Source organism: Planctobacterium sp. R6 (assembly GCF_055755215.1).
Map to the genome: position 1 here is coordinate 33771 of NZ_JBVTQY010000035.1, position 18329 is coordinate 52099.

The 18329-nt window shown below is 46.8% G+C and carries 20 protein-coding genes; 13 read left to right on the plus strand and 7 right to left on the minus strand.

The window, feature by feature from the left end; genetic code table 11:
• Positions 1-508 precede the first annotated feature (508 nt).
• Positions 509-1426 (plus strand): LysR family transcriptional regulator, encoded by a 918-nt coding sequence (locus AC0J20_RS18145; RefSeq protein WP_473022803.1) that lies wholly within the window; start codon positions 509-511, stop codon positions 1424-1426.
• A 15-nt stretch (positions 1427-1441) separates the two neighbouring features.
• Here the strand turns inward: AC0J20_RS18145 and AC0J20_RS18150 are convergent, their stop codons facing one another.
• Positions 1442-2320 (minus strand): LysR substrate-binding domain-containing protein, encoded by an 879-nt coding sequence (locus AC0J20_RS18150; protein WP_473022804.1) that lies wholly within the window; start codon positions 2318-2320, stop codon positions 1442-1444.
• Positions 2321-2453: 133 nt separating this feature from the next.
• On the opposite strand from AC0J20_RS18150, the gene AC0J20_RS18155 reads away from it, so the two are divergent.
• The 3 genes from AC0J20_RS18155 to AC0J20_RS18165 all read left to right on the plus strand — a co-directional run bounded on the left by AC0J20_RS18155 (position 2454) and on the right by AC0J20_RS18165 (position 3941).
• Complete coding sequence (locus tag AC0J20_RS18155; protein ID WP_473022805.1) at positions 2454-3056, plus strand: glutathione S-transferase family protein; 603 nt, start codon at positions 2454-2456, stop codon at positions 3054-3056.
• Positions 3057-3272: 216 nt separating this feature from the next.
• Positions 3273-3704 carry a nuclear transport factor 2 family protein gene (locus tag AC0J20_RS18160; protein WP_473022806.1) on the plus strand — a complete coding sequence of 144 codons (432 nt, stop codon included), beginning with the start codon at positions 3273-3275 and terminating at the stop codon, positions 3702-3704.
• 12 nt (positions 3705-3716) lie between these two features.
• The gene (locus AC0J20_RS18165; RefSeq protein WP_473022807.1) at positions 3717-3941 is read left to right on the plus strand and encodes a tautomerase family protein; all 225 of its coding nucleotides are present in this window, start codon (positions 3717-3719) and stop codon (positions 3939-3941) included.
• Positions 3942-4032: 91 nt separating this feature from the next.
• Here the strand turns inward: AC0J20_RS18165 and AC0J20_RS18170 are convergent, their stop codons facing one another.
• Entirely contained in the window at positions 4033-6072 is a 2040-nt protein-coding gene (locus AC0J20_RS18170) for an SDR family oxidoreductase (protein WP_473022808.1), read from the minus strand.
• A 185-nt stretch (positions 6073-6257) separates the two neighbouring features.
• Here AC0J20_RS18170 and AC0J20_RS18175 point away from each other — a divergent pair, with 185 nt between their 5' ends.
• Both AC0J20_RS18175 and AC0J20_RS18180 read left to right on the plus strand, forming a co-directional pair.
• Positions 6258-7490 (plus strand): hypothetical protein, encoded by a 1233-nt coding sequence (locus AC0J20_RS18175; RefSeq protein ID WP_473022809.1) that lies wholly within the window; start codon positions 6258-6260, stop codon positions 7488-7490.
• The gene (locus tag AC0J20_RS18180) at positions 7487-8272 is read left to right on the plus strand and encodes a transglutaminase-like domain-containing protein (protein WP_473022810.1); all 786 of its coding nucleotides are present in this window, start codon (positions 7487-7489) and stop codon (positions 8270-8272) included. Before AC0J20_RS18175 ends, AC0J20_RS18180 begins: the two co-directional genes overlap by 4 nt.
• Before the next feature lie 77 nt (positions 8273-8349).
• Here the strand turns inward: AC0J20_RS18180 and AC0J20_RS18185 are convergent, their stop codons facing one another.
• On the minus strand, positions 8350-9393 hold the full coding sequence (locus AC0J20_RS18185) for an alkene reductase (protein ID WP_473022811.1): 1044 nt from the start codon (positions 9391-9393) through the stop codon (positions 8350-8352).
• A gap of 158 nt (positions 9394-9551) precedes the next feature.
• Between AC0J20_RS18185 and AC0J20_RS18190 the strand changes: the two genes are divergently transcribed.
• Positions 9552-10133 carry a TetR/AcrR family transcriptional regulator gene (locus tag AC0J20_RS18190; RefSeq protein WP_229527848.1) on the plus strand — a complete coding sequence of 194 codons (582 nt, stop codon included), beginning with the start codon at positions 9552-9554 and terminating at the stop codon, positions 10131-10133.
• 130 nt (positions 10134-10263) lie between these two features.
• Entirely contained in the window at positions 10264-11298 is a 1035-nt protein-coding gene (locus AC0J20_RS18195) for a serine hydrolase domain-containing protein (protein ID WP_473022812.1), read from the plus strand.
• Here AC0J20_RS18195 and AC0J20_RS18200 read toward each other — a convergent pair.
• The gene (locus tag AC0J20_RS18200; RefSeq protein WP_473022813.1) at positions 11287-11739 is read right to left on the minus strand and encodes an Lrp/AsnC family transcriptional regulator; all 453 of its coding nucleotides are present in this window, start codon (positions 11737-11739) and stop codon (positions 11287-11289) included. The genes AC0J20_RS18195 and AC0J20_RS18200 overlap by 12 nt on opposite strands.
• Before the next feature lie 118 nt (positions 11740-11857).
• Here AC0J20_RS18200 and AC0J20_RS18205 point away from each other — a divergent pair, with 118 nt between their 5' ends.
• Entirely contained in the window at positions 11858-12523 is a 666-nt protein-coding gene (locus AC0J20_RS18205) for a glutathione S-transferase family protein (protein ID WP_473022814.1), read from the plus strand.
• Between the two features lie 53 nt (positions 12524-12576).
• On the opposite strand, the gene AC0J20_RS18210 is transcribed toward AC0J20_RS18205, so the two are convergent.
• The gene (locus AC0J20_RS18210; protein WP_473022815.1) at positions 12577-12969 is read right to left on the minus strand and encodes a hypothetical protein; all 393 of its coding nucleotides are present in this window, start codon (positions 12967-12969) and stop codon (positions 12577-12579) included.
• Between the two features lie 70 nt (positions 12970-13039).
• Here AC0J20_RS18210 and AC0J20_RS18215 point away from each other — a divergent pair, with 70 nt between their 5' ends.
• The 4 genes from AC0J20_RS18215 to AC0J20_RS18230 are packed head-to-tail and all read left to right on the plus strand — an operon-like array spanning position 13040 to position 16915.
• Positions 13040-13234: a hypothetical protein gene (locus tag AC0J20_RS18215; protein WP_229527843.1), complete on the plus strand. Its 195-nt coding sequence runs from the start codon at positions 13040-13042 to the stop codon at positions 13232-13234.
• A gap of 21 nt (positions 13235-13255) precedes the next feature.
• Positions 13256-14284: a glutathione synthase gene (gene gshB / locus AC0J20_RS18220; protein ID WP_229527842.1), complete on the plus strand. Its 1029-nt coding sequence runs from the start codon at positions 13256-13258 to the stop codon at positions 14282-14284.
• On the plus strand, positions 14268-16250 hold the full coding sequence (locus tag AC0J20_RS18225) for a flavohemoglobin expression-modulating QEGLA motif protein (protein ID WP_229527841.1): 1983 nt from the start codon (positions 14268-14270) through the stop codon (positions 16248-16250). The genes gshB and AC0J20_RS18225 overlap by 17 nt, the downstream gene beginning before the upstream one ends.
• Positions 16247-16915 carry a 2OG-Fe(II) oxygenase gene (locus tag AC0J20_RS18230; protein ID WP_473022816.1) on the plus strand — a complete coding sequence of 223 codons (669 nt, stop codon included), beginning with the start codon at positions 16247-16249 and terminating at the stop codon, positions 16913-16915. Before AC0J20_RS18225 ends, AC0J20_RS18230 begins: the two co-directional genes overlap by 4 nt.
• A 50-nt stretch (positions 16916-16965) precedes the next feature.
• Here AC0J20_RS18230 and AC0J20_RS18235 read toward each other — a convergent pair whose 3' ends face one another.
• The gene (locus tag AC0J20_RS18235) at positions 16966-17658 is read right to left on the minus strand and encodes a substrate-binding periplasmic protein (protein WP_473022817.1); all 693 of its coding nucleotides are present in this window, start codon (positions 17656-17658) and stop codon (positions 16966-16968) included.
• A 182-nt stretch (positions 17659-17840) separates the two neighbouring features.
• A partial coding sequence (locus AC0J20_RS18240) for a hypothetical protein (protein ID WP_473022818.1) occupies positions 17841-18329 on the minus strand: 489 nt, incomplete at its 5' end.

Below are 18329 nucleotides of genomic sequence, written 5' to 3' on the forward strand. Positions count from 1 at the left end.
TCAGCTTCATGTTGTAAGTTATGGCGGCCTGCGGGTCGCCTTTTGTTTGTGGTTTCAGATAACCTATTTTGGTTGATGGCAAATTAAAAGAATGTTGTTTGCAGAAAGTGCTAACTTCAACTTCTTTTGTTGTAATGTCGGAGCGCCGACAGCGCCTCAAGGGATGTTGTCTGCGACACCCCTTAAGAACCCCCCCGCAGCCCTTGACGCGCAAAAGCATAACCCCAGCTTTCAGAACAACAGTGACCATCAATGACACTGGCATTGATTGAGATATCTTCCCTGATATCTCTCACTGTTGTTGCTTCTGAAAGCGGAAGTTATAGCGCGTAAAAGGGAACCCCGGAAAGGCACTTCGATCATAGAATTGTAGTGATTTTTAGAACGAACTAATTGCAAGTTGATTTAATTTCAACTTGATTCAAGGAAAACCTCTCACCTCCTTGATTTATGGGGCGACTGGCTTCAAAATCAAACTAAGCATATTCAGTTTTAAGATGTTAAAACATTGAAACGTTCTTCGGTTATTCCTAAACCCATCACAGAGTACGATTTACGGCTGCTGCGTATCTTTAAAACCGTGGTTGAAAGCGGTGGTTTTGCTGCGGCAGAGTCCAGTCTGAATGTCACGCGTTCCACCATCAGTGTTCATATGTCGAATCTGGAAACCCGAATGGGTCTGACCTTGTGTCGTCGTGGGCGAGGGGGCTTTGCGCTGACTGAAGAAGGACAGCAGGTGTATCACGCGGCATTGACGCTGTTTGACTCCATGACGGATTTTTCGTTTCTCGTGAGTAATCTGGGCAAAGCCATGAGTGGCGAGCTGGTGATACTCTGTTCGGATCAGCTGTCCGGTGAATACCAGAAAAAGCTCGCCAGAGTCATCGCTAAAATTAATCAACAAGCTGGTAATTTGCATCTGGTGCTGGACATCGAATCATTGGCTAACATTGAACAAGCCTTGTTGGCTGATAAAGCCCATGTTGGCCTGATCCCGCCGTATCACAATATCGACGGACTGGAGTATGCGCCGCTGGTATCTGAGCCCATTTTCCTGTGTTGCGGCAAAGATCATCCACTGTTTTCAGTGTTGGATTCGGATATTACTGAATCGGCATTGGAGCAACAACAGGCTATTCATCCTGGGATTGAAATTGATCACATGGGGCAAGAGCAGTTGCGACATCTCAATTTGTCTGCGAGGGCTTATCAGTTTGAGACCCGAAAGGTGATGGTGATGTCAGGTTGTTATCTGGGTTATTTACCACAAAGCCAAATCCAACAGGAGCTAAATCGCGGTGAAATTCGACTGATAAAACCAGATAAGCTCAACTATGACTTTAACCTGTCACTGGTAACGAAAAAATCTGCCAGGGAAAAGAAAAAAGTGCAGTTTGCTAAAGAGAGCTTTGCAGCTGAGTTTTAAGTAAATTAAGTCCTGTTAACCTGATTTGGCGAACCAGTTTTGAATAAATTCAATAAATTTAGACAGCGCTGGCGGCAAGTGTTTTCTGTTGGGGTAAAGGGCGTAAAGGGTGAGCTTAGGTTTAGGTTGTTCTTTTAACACTTCCTGCAAGCGACCACTGTCTAATCCCGGTTTGGCCACAAAGCCGGGCAAAAAGGCCAGACCTATCCCGGCTTCCACGGCGTCGCGAATCATAAGCGTGTTATTGGCCTTTAGGTTGCCCTTGATTTTGATGCCTTGTGCCACTGGCCATACCTTACCACCTTTGAAATAACTGTATTCAAAGCAGTTGTGCTGAGTGAGATCCTGGACAGTTTTAATCGGGGCGTGGGTTTTTAAATATTGCGGTGCAGCACAAATATGATAATCAAACGCCTTTAAAGGTTTGCCAACATATCCCGAATCCAGTAACTGACTACTGGCGCGAAAACCAAGATCAAAACCGCCTTCCAATAAATCCACACTTTCGTCTCCCAAATGAATGTCCAGCTCAACATCGGGGTAAGTGCGCATATAGTCGGCGATGACCAGGCTCAGGTCCGTCAGACCTAATACCATGGGCATATTGATGCGTAATTTTCCGCGCATACTATTTTGACTTTGCTGCACATAGGCATCAGCTTCATTAACCTGAGCTAAAATCTGTCGGCAACGCTCCAGATAACCTTCTCCCACAGGCGTTAACTGAATCTTTCGGGTAGAGCGATGCAGCAGGCGGGCACCAATGTCCTGCTCCAGTTTCTGAATTTCTTTGCTCACCATTGAAGCGGTGGAGTCAATTTCTTCTGCCACTGCAACAAAGCTGCCCAGTTCGGCCAGACGACTAAACAGAAACATGCCTCGTAATTTATTCATTAGCCTTGTGCGATAGATTTTATTAATTCCATTTTGGCACTAATGCAATTCCATTTGTAGTGTTTTTGTTGTTGGATTTACAGCGCAAACTGTCCTTACAGCGATTAAGCTGATTAACCTGGAGAGTAATGCAATGTATACCCTTTACTATGTGCCTGATTCCTGTTCATTGGCGACCCATACCATTCTGAAATTACTGGGGCAAACACCCAGACTCAAGTCTGCAAAATCACTATCAGATTATGAAACCGTTAATCCCACGAAAATGGTGCCAGCTTTGGCAACAGGCGAGCGACTTTACACCGAGGGTGCGGCCATTATCTTGCATTTGCTGGATAATCATCCAAACCCATTGATGCCAGTGAGTGGTGAAGCGAGACAGACGGCAATTGAGCACATGATGTTGGCAAACGCCAGTATGCATCCGGCTTACAGCCGATTATTTTTTGCGGCAAATCACATTCAGGATGAACAGGTACGCCTTGAATTTTTCAATGCTGCCGCCCAGGCCATCAATCAATTGTGGCAAGTAGTGGAAGCTAAGCTGGGTGAAGGGCCTTATTTGCGGGGAACTGAATTATCTCCGGCAGATGTGCTACTGGCAGTGTATTCCCGCTGGGGGCAGTTCTTCCCGGTGGATATTCGCATCGGTGAAAAAGCGCAGCGCATGATTCAAAAGGTAATACCAGTTCCACTATATATTTACCCATCTCAGTGGGTGATGAAAAGCATTTAGACAAGGCGGATGTTTGCCGGTCTAGTGGGCCTAAATCAAAAACATCCAACACAGTATAAATGCTTTTCAGCCCCATCGTAGACGCGCCTCAGGAACATTATTTCTTTGTTGTGCGAAGTTCACAAGACCACCAGTATTCTTTCATTCGCACGCCTCGAACTAATGTCCCTGAGGCTGCGCTGAGAGGGTAAATATATAATGGAACTGGTATAGATCATGAAGCATTCCAGACGGCGTTGGCAGAGCAAAATAAGGATGCTGAAAGTGTTGGCTGAACAATCTGAAGCTTTATCAATGCCTGAAGCTGAAAGCCAGATCCGAGAGATTGTTCAGCACTATTTCGAAGGACTGCATTTTGCCAATACCGGGTTGCTACGCACTCTGTTTAGTGAAGACTGTGTGCTCAAGGCACCGGGCATTCGCCGGGACCTCAATCAGTGGTTGGCGCGGGTGGAAGATCGTCCGGTTCCGGCTGAAACAGGTGCGGCCTTTGATTATCAAATACTGACGCTGGAAATTATTGGTGAACAGGCAATGGTTAAGGTGTTATGTCCTTTGCTGGATGATGTGTTTATCGATTTTCTGGGGTTACTAAGGGAAGACGGACAGTGGCGTATCGTCAATAAAATGTACGCAGATAAACCTTAAAGGAGGTAAAAAATGCCATACGTAAATATTCAAATTACCAAAGAAGGTGGAGAAAATGGGCAAGGGATCAGCGCGGTGCAAAAAGCGAATCTGATCAAAGGCGTCACCGAGTTGTTACAGCGGGAGATTCAAAAAGATCCGGCTACTACCCATGTGGTGATCAGCGAAGTGGAGCTGGCCAATTGGGGTGTTGGTGGATTGCCGGTAGAGGCTTATCGACAAGCAATGAAAGGGTGATTCTCATAATAAAAAAGGTGCGGCTCTTTCGAGCAGCACCTTTTTAATTTTAAGTAGAATATCTGTGGGGGTAGCCTGTGCAGGCATTCCGTCAGGTATGGTAACCGCGCAGCAGGTTGTCCACGGCTTCCAGTGTCTCCTTGTCCAGTTTCAGGCGTTGCAATGCGTCCATCGCTTTATCGGCGATAGCATGCTTATCATCTTCAACCGGTTTGGCCGATGCTGAGGCTTTGGCGGCTTCTGAGTCATCAGTCAACTGATACAGAGTGGAGAATACCAGGTGATTCAATTGCGGAGCCAGGATACCCAACTGTCTGATGATGGTGCCCGTCATGGTGTTAACCTCTGCTGGGCGATTGATCAGCGCGCTATTAACCAGTTTTCCGGCCTGTTCAGTGGTTAACACATTAACACTTTGATATTGCGTTGTTGCGGCAATCATCTTAGTGCGTACCAGCGGCATGTGAACATTGGTAAACTGAATGTTGTCAGAGGCATATTCAAAGGCCGCAGTATTGGACCAGGCATCCAACGCGCTTTTTGATGCAGTATAAGATGAGAATCTCGGGCTACCGGAACTCATGGCGGCAATGGTTGAAATATTGACGACGTGACCCGTTTTGCGCTCAACCATGGAAGGTAGCAGGTTCATAGTCAGACGAATAGCAGAGAAATAGTTGATTTGCATCACCCGTTCGAAGTCGTGGAAGCGCTCGTAGGTGAGTCTTAATGAGCGACGAATAGAACGGCCAGCGTTGTTGATTAAGATATCCACATGACCATGATCTTTCAGTACTTTCTCTGTTAGATCATCCAGGGCGTTGAGATCCGACAGGTCGCAGGAGTAACTCACTGCATCACCACCCGCTGCCCTGATTTCTTCTACTGCGGCATCCAGTTTTTCCTGAGTTCTGGCCACCAGAATCACTTTGGCTCCAGCCTTGGCACAGTTGTCTGCCACTTCGCGCCCAATACCTTCAGAACCGCCGGTAATTAATATGTGTTTTCCTTTAACCACGTCAGGCAGGTAGTGGGGTTTCAGGTACTCAGGGTTGAGGTGCTGTTCCCAATAATTCCACAAGCGGCGGGCATAGGTTTTAAGTTGAGGACAGCGGATGTCACTGTCTTCGAGGGCGGCGAGGGTATTACTACAGTCGTATTCGGTAGTGAGGTATTCCGTTAGCATCACCTCTTTGGGAATTTTCAGGTTTTCCAATACCTGCATTTTCACGCCCTGAACAATGGCCTTGTTTTTCAGGAACATTCTGGGACCCGCAGGCAGAAAATCCAGTAGTCGCTCGGCTGGAATATCCAGCTTCATCGTTGGGCCTTTAGCAGCTTTCAGGAAGTTGTTGATTACCTTGCCGAAAGTCATGGGTTCTGGATTGGTTAAATGAAAGCACTTACTGTCCAGACCTGGCTTGTGGCTGATGTGGTCCAGAGCGTCAGCGACGAAATCAACCGGCACTATATTGGTGGGATTGCCGCGATAAACTGGCAAAGGCACCCAACGTGGCAGCATTTCAGCGATGGTATTAATCAGGTTAAAGAAGTAGTAAGGGCCATCAATCTTGTTAATCCAACCGGTCTTCGAGTTACCTACCACAATACCGGGGCGATAAATACGCCATGGCACGTTACACTCGGTACGCACCAGAGCTTCTGATTCATGTTTAGTTTGGAAGTAAGGGTTTTGCTCGACGCCCACGGCTTCTTCAAACATATTTTCTTTGAATACACCCGGATAGAAACCCGCGGCAACAATAGAGCTGATGTGGTGGAAGCATTTTACATTGAGCTTTTCGGCCAGGGCGATGGCCTCTTTGGTGCCTGTTACATTGGCTTCTTTTTGCTGTGCCTGGTCGGCAGTTAAATCGTAAACGGCACCCAGGTGATAAAAGTGCTCTACACTGTCAAGTTGTGCTGGGTCAACACCACACAACTTCTCGCCCAGGTCGCCGGTCACCGCAACTAACTTGTCTGCTGAGAGTCCATGCTCAAAGCGCATTTTCTCTATTTTTTTCACTGATCCGGGTCGCACGAGCGCGAATATTTTTCCTTCTCGCTTGCTTAATGACGCTAAAAATTGCTGTCCTACAAAACCGGTGATTCCGGTAACAAAATAGTTCATGCCGCCTCTCATCTGATTACTTAGTATTATCGTTGTGTGTACGAGCTTAGCCCACTGAATTTAGTGTAGTTGGGAAACCCTGCATGTCCATTTTTACATTGAGTTAACAATAATTGCCAGTTTCTTCTGTGGCGGTTAGTGTGTATCCTCTGAAACACTTCAATAATGATTCAAGGAATGACTGTATGAAATCCCTATTTTATACCGCTGTACTCTTGTCTGTTGTCAGCAGCAGTGCGTTTGGCAAAGACCTGATTGATATCAATACCTTTCCCGAATGGTTTCAAAACGATATGCAACGAGAGCTGACAATCAGCGACAGTTCAACCATTACCATTGACGCGCTGGAAGTGATTGGCAAAGTGCCTGGTAAGGCGACATTGGCGGAGTCGGGAGACGGCTATTGGTACTACTTAATTGATATCGGTACCGGCTCGCCATTGGAGTGTTACAGTTTTACCAGTTTTGATGGTCCGGCTAATTCATTGTATGCGGTGGTCGAAGTGGGATTGTCTGGTGTCGAGGAACTAAACAAAAAGACCTTGTCTGGTCAATACAACATGGCCATAGATACCGGCGTTATCAACAACACCCCTTTTTTATCACTGGATACCCTGTACATTCTTGATGGTGAAAATAAGGAACGGGTTACCGGATTAATTAAGGGCTTATCCGCTGAGACGGAGCAAAGCCTGCAAGTGTGTATGCATAATGAGTTGGGGTACAGAGACAGTTTTTACCGGGTTTTTGAGTCCTTTGTGAAACTTTTCCAGAAATCGCACCCAGGCAGTACCTTTTTTGAACCGGTATTCAGGTTGAGCTTTAACGGAATCCCCATCGGGTTTGGTTACGAAAGCCACTCAGTTGACCAGGACGGCGACATTAAAACCCACACCAAAACAGCACTGCTGACCCCTGTAGACGCTTCGAATGTTTCGCGCACTGACGGTGTCGATATCTCCTGGAGTACGGCGGAAGGTGCACTGATCAATGCCTCTACCCACACCATAGAAAACAGCACTCTGAACTCTCAGTTTGACCTCAGCCAATCCGAGGGTAAATGGCAAGTGGCAGGGGAAATGCAGGGCAAACCTGTCTCGGCGGTGTTATCCCATGAAGGCGCTTTGTTGTCAGACTATGGCAGTTACCTGGTATCACTGGATTTGCTGGACTCTGAACAGGGCCAGGTGTCACAGAGTATGTGGGTGGCAGAAGCGGACCCGGTAACAGTTACCGAAGTGAGCTTCAGTAAGATAACCGATAATGAAGAGGCGAATTTGAAAATGGATATGGGGCCATTTGCCTTACAATTCTTGTCCGACAACAAGGGGATATTGCGCAAAGGCTCAATGGCACAAGGACCGGTGACACTGGACATTGAATTAATTTCGGTTGTTGGTGAGCCCGTGTTGCCATGAAGCGGATTCTGTTGATACTCGTTAGTTTGCTTGTCGGTACTGTTCATGCGGACACGCCGCCATTGCACCAGGTTCCGCTGCAGTTGGCACAAGGGTTATCTTTGCCGCTGCACAATCAGATACAGTTTGAAATCGAAGTCAGTAACCTTGATAAAACGCTGTCCAGCTTCGATGGTTGGCAGCATGTGGTTGCCAGCAAAGGACAACACAATGTGCTGCAGATACGATTATCCAGCACACCACAGTACACCGGACCCGTTACCGACAGGTACTTACTGAACAGTTTTGTGGTGGATTTTGATGAACCTGAAGTCAACACGCTTGTGGCACAATTTAAAACGGAGCACAGCGAGGCCGGATGGCAATTGGTGGATATAACCCGATTTGTAAGCCGTTATATTGACAACCCAACCTATGTACACAACTTTAATATTGCGTCTAAAGTTGCCGCTTCCCGCAGTGGTGATTGCACTGAATTTGCGGTGCTGACCGCGGCCCTGGCTCGTGCGCTGGGTATTCCTGCCAGAGTGGTACTGGGCACCGTCGTTATGGAAGAAGACGATTCGGTGAACTCCTTTGGTCACGCCTGGGTGGAAGCTCATCATCAAAACACCTGGCATACACTGGATGCTGCATTGTACCCGTCTGCTTCACAAACCATATTTTATTTGCCCTCGGGGGTACTGGAAAACGAGGGGCCAGGCTTCACTATGTCTGTGATCAACAGCATTAGTCAGATGCCGGTGAAAATCGCAAATCTGGGCAACGTGAATGCCGGATAAACCCAATTATTTCCCTTCTCAGAAACGAAAAACCAGGGCTAAATAGCCCTGGTTTGTTATTTTCGAACCTGTTCAGGTTAGTACAACTCGGCCAGCATGGCTTCGTTATACTCGGTGAGTGCTTCACCGGTTTTTACCTTAGCAATATAATCCGGGTTGGCAATAAACGGGCGTCCAATGGCCAGCAAATCAAAGCGCTCTTCTTCAATTGCCTTGCTGCCCGTTTCGGCACTATAACCGCCAACGCCCATCAGGGTATTTTTGTAGTGTTTGCGCACAAAGTCGGTGGCTGAACCGCCCAGATATTCAAATTCCATACTGTCATCAAATAAGCCCAGGTGCAGATAGGCAAGGTTGCGCTTTTCCAGCTCGGTCAACAGGTATTCAAATACGCCCCGATCATCTGGGTGACCCTGCATATTAAAGTAGGCACCCGGCGACACCCGCAAGGCTGTGCGTTCATGACCGATTTTAGCTACGATAGCGTCGACGACCTGTAATGGGAAGCGCGCCATGTTTTCTGGCGAGCCGCCAAATTCGTCTTCGCGCTTGTTAGCGTCATGGTGTAAAAACTGATCCAGCAGATAACCGTTAGCACCGTGAATTTCTACCCCATCAAAGCCTGCTTCAATGGCGTTCTCAGCAGCTTTGGCAAAATCCGACACCAGTTGTGCGATTTCAACAGTAGAAGCGGGTTTAGGTACCTGATATTCCAGCTCTCTCATACGCGGTACGGTACCTTCAACTTTCTCGGCTGACGGGGCTAACACAACTTCGCCATCAAAGAAGTAAGGATGGGAAACCCGGCCACAATGCCAGAGTTGCAGGAATATCTTGCCGCCTTTGGCGTGAACCGCTTCAGTGACCTTTTTCCAGCCGGCAATTTGCGCATCAGTAAATATGCCTGGTGTATTGGGGTAGCCCTGACCATCGGCGCGGATAATCGTGGCTTCGGTAATGATCAAACCCGTTTCAGCACGGCGGGCATAATAATCTACTGATAATTGAGTGGGTACCAGATCATCATCAGCCATACAGCGGGTAAGTGGCGCCATGGCAATTCGGTTTTGAAGCGCAATGGTTTGGTTTAATGCAAAGGGGTGAAATAAGTTTTCAGTCATCTCGGTTCCGTCAGTTAATTTTGAATGCTCATTCAAGATACGCTTATATGAATGGGCATTCAAGTAATATTTTGAATGTCCATTCAAATAAGAATACAATGTCACCTGGAAGTAGGGTAAATTGGCCTGAAATGGGTGTTGTAGCGAGTTGATTTGGTATGAGAAGTGCGGAGTTTGATAAAGAGCAGGTGTTAAGGGCCGCCATTGTGGCGTTTGCTACCAAGGGCTACAGTCAAACCAGTATGCTGGATTTAAAGAAAGCTACCGGCCTGCACCCTGGTTCTATTTATTGTGCTTTTGAAAACAAACAGGGCCTGTTGCTTTGTGCTTTGCAACAATACAGTGATGATCGCAGTAAAGAGTTTGTGCAACTCTTTGAAAATGCACCTTCTGTCAAAGAAGGGTTGCGCCGGTATCTCAATAAAACCGTACAGGATCTAACGCAACAGGGCCATCAGTGTGTTTGTTTATCGCAAAAAGCGCTCAGTGAAATGGCGCAGGTGAATCCTGTGGTGGAAAAAGCGGTAGCGGAAAATATCGCCGGGTGGCACCAGGGGTTTGTGAACGTGTTGCAAACAGCAATACAGCATAATGAAATTGACAGCAGCCGCTCAGCAGAGCAACGTGGTCGTTATCTGGCGATGGGTATCACCGGCCTGAGAATTTATGCTCAATCAAACAATGATCCCGGGCATTTAGCTGAACTGGCGCAACAGTTGTTGGAAGATGTATATCGCTGAAACTTCCTCCGGCCAGGCTATTTGGTCAGGAGCATCCGGGCAGAAACGCTGGCGAAATAGCCTAATGATGAGCAAGCTGTTAAGTTTGGCATACCGAATGGCGCAGCTTTAGTTTCTTCAGTCAGCTACAATGAAAAATCAAAAATTTATCACAAACATCATGAGAGTCGTCGCTGCCATGGTGACATTTGTGAGTATCTACCTATTTGCCCCCTGGGAGTATGCCTGGTATTACCTTCAGCCGCTTCCGGCTACAGTGCAGCAGGAGCTGAACAACGCAGTTGAGCAAGGGATTGATGGTGTGCTTGTGTACGTTGATAAAAAGGGATCTGAGCCCGCTTATTTTGTCAGTGGAGTCGATAACCGTGTCAGTCAACAGCCGGTTCGCCCTGATGCCTTATTTAAAATCGGCAGTATAGCCAAGCTCTATGACGCTGCGGCCATCACGAAACTTGCGGCAGCGGGACAGTTGGTGTTGGACAAGCATTTAGCCGACTATCTGCCTTTTACCCGAGGACGTATTGAACATGCTGAGCAAATTACTGTTCGGATGATGGTGCAACATCGCAGTGGCATCCCCAATTTTACCGATCACAAACGATTTCATTGGGGGGAATTGGATTTTGATATCCAGGAGCTGATCCTGGATCAGCCCGCTGATTTTGCTCCGGATACTGACTACGCCTATTCCAACAGCAATTACCTGTTGCTGCAGTTGATTATCGCCGCAATAACGGGCGCTCCCCATGGTGAATATATTGAACGCACTTTGTTAGCACCATTGGGGTTAACCCGCACGTTTTTCTCTGTAGGGGAGGTCAATAAAACTGAATTAATGAGTGGTTATCACCTGGGCTATGACGATGATCTGCGGCACCTGGACCAGGGGTATGTAGCTACTGCTAAAGAGGTGGCAATCTTTTTGCGCGCTTTGAACGAAGGCGCTTTCTTTACTGAACAGGAGCGGCAGCTGTATGCCTCTCTCTATGGCTACAATCACAATGGTTGGGTACTGGGTTATCAAAGTATTGCCAGATACCATCCGCAGGAAGATATGGTGGTGATTCAGTTTGTCAGTACCACGGGCAACGATTTGGTGATGTTAACCGGTATTCTCTATGACCGGGTGCTCAGGATTTTGCGAAAGGCACCATCACAGCATTAGCGCCAGGCTTTGTTTTTTTGTGCCGATAACCACATTGGAGGTAAATTTCGCTACGTTTTCATTGTCCATAAATAATCCTTGTGACAATTGTTCAAAGTGCGCCATATCCTGACAAACCATAATGATCATAAAGTCAGCCTGGCCTGCAATATAAAAAACCTGTTGTACGGCATCAGTGTTATTTAGTTTTTCTGAAAAGCGATTAATAGCGGCGGTTCCGCCTTTGTGTAAAACCACTTCTACTATCACGGTGACCAGCCCTTTAAAACTGTCCGGATTCAGAACGGCAATTTCTGATTTGATGGCGCCAGTTTCTTTGAGTTTTTTTATTCTTCGTTGTACAGATGAGGCCGACAGGCCTATTTCTGCCCCAATCTCAAGACTGTTTTGGCTGCAGTCAGTTTGCAGGCGTTTGAGAATAGCGATGTCAAAATCATCCATGGGGATTATCTGCATAGAAGTGGGTAATATGACTAATAATAGTCAATATGCTGCCGGTTTTGAACCACAAACTGCACTGCAGCACTCTATAATAGTGGTGTCAGTTAAGGAGTTGAAAATGAAAAGAGTTTTGTATTCAGGTAATCGCAATGCCTCTAGCTGGGCATTTCGGGCCTGGCTAGCATTGAAAGAACAGGCAATAGATTTTGATGAGGTGATGGTAGATATCCGTCGTCCTCAACGATGGGACAACCTGGCCAGAATTGGGGAATTCTCACCACCCGCTGCTGTGCCGGTACTGGATGATGACGGATTTATTATTTTTGATTCGATGGCGATAATGGAATACGCCAATGAGATAGGGAATGGCAGTTTATTACCATCAGATGCCAAACAACGTGCTAAGGCCAGAAGTTTTGCCGCCTGGCAGCATTCTACGTTTGGTCGGGTGTGTTCGTGTTTGTTTTTTGAGAGCGCCTTCTATAAAGAAAAGCGGGCATTAACTCAGGACGAAATTGCCACACTCAATCAGGTATACGATACCTGGCAGCACACCATCGCCTCATTTTCAGGAGACTATCTGATTGGTGACTTTTCGCTGGCGGATATTATGCTGTTGCCTTCTGTTATCCGCTTTAATGCCCATTATCCGCCTGACGGACGCTGGCCACTGGTACAAAAGTGGTTCGAACAATTACAGAGTCGGCCCTTTGTAGTGGAATGGATGGATGAAGCTCATTCTCTTGAACCCATTTATTTACCGGGGTATCACAATGATCCGTAAAGGATAAGCGAAAACCAGGGCTATTTAGCCCTGGAAAAGAAACTATCAAATTCTCATGGGAAGTGTTTTTTCATTGTCTCGGTTCGCTGTGTTGTGGCCCGACCCAATATGTTGTTGAGTTGACCGGCTGTTTCTTCCAACCAACCGGTCGTTGTGTGTACTTCGGAATCAGCCAATGTTTTGGCGAAACCTGCAGTAAGTCTGATATCGATTAAAAAGCTAACTCGCTGTTCTTCACTCTGGGTTATGGGAATAGCGGCCTGTTGCCAGGTACCATAAAGCCGGGAATTGATGCCATTACTCAGCAAAATGCCTTTAAAGGCGGGCTGTAATCGCATCGCAGTGAAACCGCAATACCGGTTATTAAAATTATTTGTCGTCACCATCATTATAATTCGTTGTTCAACGCCGCCATTTCCATCTACTTTTCGCGCAATTTCCTGCATTTATTCAACCGCCGACTCAGGCTTAATTGCAGGGCTTTTGTGAACAACCAACAACGTATTTTTGAAGACAATGACACGAGAAAAACCTGACGTAGAAATCGTTCGAGACGCATATGACTACTGTATGGACGCCATGCAGGATACCGATGCCAGCGACAAAGAAATTTTACGCGCCATTAATGACGAAATGAGCTCCGAAGGTTATGCGCCATTTCCCAGCCTCAAGGCGGTTAAATCTTACATCAAAGCAGCACGCAAAGATTAGTTTGCTGACTTCGGAAGTTTAATGAAAATTTGTTTTTTAATGTATCCGTGGGAAAAGATCTCCCACGATTCTGATTCTACTTTGCGTCTGATTCATGAGGCGGTGTCTCGTGGTCATACTGTTGCAGTAACCACCCCCAATAATTTAACGATGCGGGACAGTATCGCCAGCGCATTTTGCCGTGTGCTAAAAAAAGGTGTGGTGTCCAATAATATCGCAGCCTTTTACAAAAATGCTCAATTCCGCAAAGTGCAATTGCCGCTGGCCGGGTTTGATGTGATTTTTATGCGCGCCAACCCACCTCTGGATACCATGGCACTTAACTTCCTGGACTCAGTGCGCTCTGATACCTTTATCATGAATGATATCGACGGTTTGCGTCTGGCGAATAACAAGCTGTATACCGCGTCGTTGCACGATCCGCACAATGAGTTTATCCCGGTCACTCACGTTTCTAAAAATATCGATTACCTGTTGCGGGTACTGAAAGAAAACCCCAATGAGCGCATGATCATGAAACCCCTGAACGGTTACGGTGGCAGTGGCGTCATTATGGTGGAAAAGTCAGCTCACAGTTCGGTGAAGTCATTGCTGGAATTCTATGTCGCTGATGATAAGAACTACGTGATCCTACAGGATTATGTGGAGGGGGCTGAAAAAGGAGATGTGCGCATCTTGATGCTCAATGGTGAACCCATTGGCGCGATGCGTCGTGTGCCGTCTGAGAATGACATGCGCTCTAATATTCACGCCGGTGGTCAGGAAGTCAAACACGCGCTCACTAAACAGGAAAAACGCCTGTGTAAGCACATTGGACCGAAACTGGTGCGTGATGGTTTGTACTTTGTGGGGCTGGATGTCATTAACGGCAAACTCATTGAAGTCAATGTCCTGAGCCCAGGTGGTATCACCCGTATCAACCGTTTAAACCGCGTCAAACTGCAAAAGCAAATCATAGACTTTGCGGAAAGTGTCGTGAGTGCCAAAGAGTTGGTGATCAGTCGTAAAAGTGAATTTCGCAAGGTAATCGAAGATGCAGACGCTATCTGAACAGCAGGTTATCAACAAAATCAATCATGGTGAGAGTTTCGTTGCGCAGTTGCTTGACGGCAGCCTGACTATACACATCAGTGATTATCAGCCATTTATTGCTACGGCCATTCACAACGGTTCGCGTATGGCGGAATCGCTATTGGCAAAATGCGCCTTAAGCAATGCTGAGCGGTATTACGAAGAAGATCCACTGACCGGTGAATTTATCTCTTCGTTGCCCATAGTATTGCAGGCCGAAGATTCTCGTTATGAGTACGATCTGAATCGCGTACCGGAACATTGCATTTACTCTGTTGCCTGGGGCAAAAATGTCTGGAATGAGCCGTTGGCTAAATCCGAAATTGCCACCATTACGGCAAAGCACGACACCTACTATCGCATTTTACGGGCATTACTTAAAAAGTTGGAAGCCCTGCACGGTTTTGCCGTGCTGTACGATATCCATTCCTACAATTATCAACGCCGTGATCAACCCACACCGGTATTTAACATTGGCACTGAGCAAATCAACATGCGCAAATGGCGCAATGACATTGGTCGATTAGTGGGGCTTTTGGAAGGCGTTTCTCTGCCTAATGTGGAAAATCTGGTGGCAGTGAATGACGTTTTTTCTGGTTTAGGTTATCAGGCCAGCTTTGTAAAACAGTTTTTCCCCAATTGCCTGTGTATTCCGTTGGAACTGAAAAAGGTTTATATGGATGAACTGACCGGTGAACATTTTCCACTGGTGATTGAGCAGTTAAAAACCGAGCTAAAACGGGTGATTACCCAGCATATTTCTGTGATGATCGAAAAGCGTAAACGTCGTTCCCGTGTTAAAGCCGCAACGGTCTTGTCTTCCGCGCTACCCAAAGAAGTTCAGGTACTGGATAACGAGCTGTATAAATTAGCCAGAAACATGGACACCCTGGACTATATCAACCCGTTAAATCTGAAGCAGGAAAAGGCCGCATTTATGCGCCGTCCTCATCAGTATCGTCCGGCGTTTCGCTATCGCCAGTTGGACCTGGACCCATTTTTGTTCAAAGAGGCGTTATATCGGTTGCCGGTGGATGAAGTCCGCGATGCCAGTATTCAGCTGATGTATCGTCGGGTTATCGACCAGCTGGCAAAGCGCATTGATTTGCTGACCAGTATCGGCACCGAAGAGTTTTTATATAATTCCCTGCGGTATTATGGCCAACCCAGTGACGATGATATCAATAACGCGCAGTTTATATTGCACGCCAGAGTACACGACGAAGAACCAATGCTCAGCTACGAGCCGGAGCAAATTGTGCAGCGTTTTACCGATGCTGCACAGAGCTACGGCATTGATTGCAAAATCATTGTCACCGATAAAATCGTGGCTGGTGCGCTGGTCAGCGGTAAAACCCTGAAAATCAATCCAACCCGACGATTTGGTGAAAAAGAGCTCCAGGCACTTATTGATCACGAATTAGGTGTGCATATTGTAACCAGTGCCAATGCTGATATTCAGCCGTTAAAAGTACTGAAGATCGGTTTACCAGGCAATACTTACACGCAGGAAGGCCTGGCAATTTTGTCTGAGCATCTGGGGGGCAATATTTTGGTTTCCCGTCTGCACACCCTGGCATTGCGGGTAATAGCGGTGAATCGCATGATCCACGGAGACAACTTCAATGATGTTTATCACGAGTTGACCGAGCGCTATGAAATAAATCCGGACAGGGCGTTTACCATTACCGCACGGGTATTTCGCGGTGGCGGTTTTACCAAAGACTATTTGTATCTGAGCGGTTTAAGTCAGGCGATACGATTACATCAGCAGCGTAATCTTGACCCATTACTAATCGGAAAAACCTCATTTGAATTTATCGATATTCTGGATGAACTGATTTCCCGGGAAATCTTCCTGCCACCAAAATACCGACCGGCGCCATTTTGCCAAAGTGGTCCCCGTGACCAGGTGGTAGATTATTTGTTGTCGAGTATCCGATGAGTGCGATTGCCGAATTACGACATTTTGATGCTGAAGATGACGCACTCTTGTTTGAGCAGATCGCACAGGACATTCAGGAAAAAGGCTTCAGTATCAATCCCTGCGCGTTACCTGCAGCGCTGACAGAAAACCTGTATCAGCAAGTGGTGCATATGCATCATGCAGAGTTTGAAGTTGCCGGGATTGGCAGGGCCAACGAGCACAATTTGAATGAATTTGTGCGCCGGGATGAAATATGCTGGATAAACGGTGATTCAGCAGCAGGCCAGCAATGGTTGCAATGGACATCTGCCATGCAGACCTATTTAAATCGCCGATTGTTTTTGGGGTTATTTTCATTTGAAAGCCACTTTGCCATTTACGGCAAACAGGACTTTTATAAACGTCATCGGGACGCCTTTGCGGGCGAATCTAACCGGGTGTTATCGGTGGTGGCTTACCTGAATCACCAGTGGACCCATCAGGATGGCGGTGAACTGGTGTTATATAAAGATGACCATGACATGGAGGGGATCAGAGTGCTACCAACCTTTGGCACGGTTGCAGTGTTTCTCAGTGAGGAATTTCCCCACGAAGTTTTACCGGCTAATCGCGAGCGAATATCTATTGCCGGATGGTTCAGGGTCAACGGCTCACATCACGAACGGGTGGATCCGCCGCGTTAGGCCATTGCACAATAATAAACTGAAAACCAGGGCAAATTTACCCTGGTTTTTTATTTGTTTGCCAGGGCAGCATTGAAGCGATCCATAATGCCCCTGGCATCTGTGACGCTGTTGTGGATAACAAAGTAAATCGGGATTTCTGAAATCTTTTTATTGTTGAGTTGCACATCCGGCATATTCTTTTGCAGATAATCCATCAGCGCCCAGTAGCCCAATACATAATCAGCTTCGCCGTTGAGAAGAAGTTCAATCGCTTCAGGTTTAGTGTTTGCTACTACAAAATGTTGTTGTTGCTCTGTGGTCAGCGCTTCTTCGAGAAAACCCCCATAATTATATCCACGAGTCAGAATAACTTTTTGATTGGCCAGTTGTGAAACCCCTGAAATATCCGGTCGATCGTCCAACCAGAACACACGCAAATCAAATCGCGCAAACGGCAAGTCACTATATATCACGTTGTCCATACCGGGTACGCCTTTGGGTAACGCGCTCAACTGCACTTTTCCGGTGGCGATAGAGGAGTAGAATCTGGCCATTGGGGTATTAATGGCTTTGAATTCAATCTCTGCAATCTGCAATACCGGCTTGAGTTGCTTGATCCAAAGTCCGTCCAGTTTCCCGTCAATATCAAAGTAAGTATAAGGTGGGAAAAACGGCGCAGCCAGGCGCATTTTGTCTTCGGCTAATGTACCCGTTGAGCACATTATTAACGTCACTATAAACAGATAACGGCGTAGCGGCATATTGTTAGTTCCGGTGGTTTTTTATACTATCAAGAACAGCTTAGCTTAAAATTTATCCATATGACAACCGTCATGACTTGCTTTTGATTTTCAAACTTATCCGGGACCGGAAGGGGACTACACCGCCTTGCGGCAGGCGCTGTCAGCTGCTGGAGCTGTCTTACAGGGTATTCAGGAGTGACTTACTGGACGGTATACAATGTTGGTTTGTTTGGCAGCTCATGCTCGAGTTTTAGTTTCCACTGCTGGTAGTAATCATCGGAATAGCCGTATTCAGCAAACAGAAATTGCACATCCTGGGACAGATAAAGCTTCGCCAGTCCCTGATTAATACGCTCTAAAGTACCGGCAGCATGGGTTCCTTGTTTTGCCATAACCCGGCTGTAGTTAACCGAAAGAGGATCACCAACCTGTTGCAGGCATGGTGCCTTGTATTCACAATAGTGGACGGTGACACCGTGGCTTTGCAATATATAGTTGATCCGGCCCGACTGCAGCAGCCTGACGAGGTGTTGTCTTTCCCGCGCCGAATAGATGTGTTCAAAGCCAAACTCATGAGCCAGATCCTCCTGGACCGAATTGGAGATGACACCTACCCCCTGTGTCAGGATAGTTGTCGCCTCAGTTTTTCGTATTGTTAGACAGGGGGTGGATGACAGGTTTGAGTGAAA